The sequence below is a fragment of the Bradyrhizobium sp. UFLA05-153 genome (assembly GCF_054185185.1).
This window is the reverse complement of record NZ_JBBIAM010000286.1, coordinates 1-2318: the sequence shown is the minus strand read 5'-3', so window position 1 is coordinate 2318 and position 2318 is coordinate 1. Positions and strand designations below refer to the sequence as shown.

Annotated in this window: 2 protein-coding genes; both read left to right on the top strand. The window is 64.8% G+C overall.

The window, feature by feature from the left end; translation table 11 throughout:
- Window positions 1–1470 (top strand): IS21 family transposase (gene istA, locus Q2941_RS51320; protein ID WP_458197504.1); only part of this gene is annotated, 1470 nt, incomplete at its 5' end.
- On the top strand, window positions 1467–2279 hold the full coding sequence (gene istB / locus Q2941_RS51315) for an IS21-like element helper ATPase IstB (protein WP_458197503.1): 813 nt from the start codon (window positions 1467–1469) through the stop codon (window positions 2277–2279). The genes istA and istB, both read left to right, overlap by 4 nt.
- Window positions 2280–2318: the final 39 nt, after the last annotated feature.

Here is a 2318-nt window from a genome sequence, read left to right as displayed (position 1 = left end):
AAGTACCGTCAGACCGATAGCCCGCCAGTGGCCGCCGCCAAGTCGTCGTTCAGCACCTCGACCGCTTACCGGATCGAGAAGGATCGCCGCCTTCCATCGCAGAAGAAGCGTACCCGCGGCCGTCGCCGGCCGGATCCCTTAGCCAGTGTGTTTGAGACAGAGATCGTGCCGATGCTGAAGGCCGCTCCCGGGTTACGGCCCGTGGCGATCTTCGAGGAGATGTTACGGCGCCATCCTGAGCTCGGCGCCGGCATCCGTCGCACGCTGGAGCGCCGGATCCGCGCCTGGCGGGCGATCAACGGCGAGGAGCAGGAGGTTATCTTCCGCCAGATCCACGAACCCGGTCAGCTCGGCCTGTCCGACTTTACGGATGTGGGCGAGTTGGGTGTCACGATTGCGGGCGCACCGCTCGACCATCGCCTCTATCACTTCCGGTTGGCCTATTGCGGGTTTGAGCACGCCCATGTCGTGCTTGGCGGCGAGAGCTTCGTCGCCCTGGCCGAAGGCCTGCAGAATGCCTTGTGGTCTCTCGGCGGCACGCCGCGCGAGCATCGGACCGACAGCCTGTCGGCCGCCTTCTGTAATCTCGACCGCAACGCCAGGGACGATCTGACGTCGCGATACGAGGAGCTCTGCGCCCATTACGGCATGCGGCCTTCCCGCAACAACCGCGGCGTCGCCCACGAGAACGGGTCGATCGAGAGCTCGCATGGCCATCTCAAGCGGGCGATCGCCGATGCGTTGTTGCTGCGTGGTACCGCCGACTTCGATGATCTCGCCGCCTATCGCGGCTTCATCGACGAGATCGTCAGCCGCCGCAATGTTCGTAACGCTAGGCGGATCGACAGCGAGCGTGCCGCACTTCAGGCTCTGCCGGACCGCCGTACATCGGACTACGAAGAGGTGATCGTTCACGTGACGTCGTCCGGTGGCTTCACCTTGCGCAAGGTGTTCTACACGGTGCCGTCGCGTTTGATCGGCCATCGGCTGCGGGTGCGCCTGTACGACGATCACCTCGACGTGTTCGTCGGCGGCACGCATCTGCTCACCCTGCCGCGTGGGCGGCCGCATCCCAATGGCAAGCACGACCAGGTCGTCGATTATCGGCACGTGATCCATTCCTTGCGGCGCAAGCCGATGGCGCTTCTCAATCTGGTCTATCGTGATCGGCTGTTCCCGCGCGAAGCTTACCGCCGAGCCTTCGACTCCTTGCGCAAACGCTTGCCCGACAAGAAGGCCTGCCGGATCATGGTCGATCTGCTCGCTCTCGCCCATGAGCGCGGCTGCGAGGCCGAACTCGCCGACCAGCTCGCCGCTGACCTTGACGCCGGCCGACTGCCCGACCTCAACCGGCTGCGCGTTCACTTCGCCCCCGATCTTGCCCACGTGCCGAACGTCGTGGTGCATCTGGCGCCACTCGCCAGCTATGAATGCCTCATCGGTGCCGCCGAGATCGGAGGTGCCGCATGAGCACGGCCAACACCGTTGACGCAGCGCGTCTCAATCTGTTGCTGAACGAGCTGCGGCTGCCCGCCATCAAGGTGCTGTGGCCACAGTTCGCCGAGCAGTCCGACAAGGAAGGTTGGCCGGCGGCTCGCTTCCTCGTCACCATTGCCGAGCACGAGATCGCCGAACGCGGTCGTCGTCGCATCGAGCGCCATCTCGTCGAGGCGCGGCTGCCCGCCGGAAAGACCCTCCACAGCTTCGACTTCGAGGCCGTGCCGATGGTCTCCAAGGCGCAGGTGAGCGCGCTCGCCGCAGGCGACGGCTGGTTGGGCAAGGGCGCCAATCTGCTCCTGTTCGGCCCGCCCGGCGGCGGCAAGAGTCACTTGGCAGCAGCGATCGGCCTGGCCCTCATTGAGAACGGATGGCGCGTCCTCTTCACTCGCACCACAGACCTCGTCCAGAAGCTCCAGGTGGCTCGCCGCGAGCTCAACCTCGAGGCCGCCATTAATCGCCTCGATCGCTTCGACCTCGTCATCCTCGATGATCTTGCCTACGTCTCCAAGGACCAGGCCGAGACTAGCGTGCTGTTCGAGCTCATCAGTGCTCGCTACGAGCGGCGTTCGATGCTGATTACCGCTAATCAGCCCTTCGGCGAATGGAACAGGGTCTTCCCGGACCCCGCCATGACCCTCGCCGCCATCGATCGCCTCGTTCACCACGCCACCATCGTCGAGATGAACGTCGAGAGCTATCGTAGGCGGACGGCCCTCGAACGAAAACGCGGTCCCGGACGCCCGCCATCGCACGCGACACCCAAAGCCGTCGCTGATTGACGCTCCGCGACAATCAAGGGCCAACAAAGCTCTTGCGCG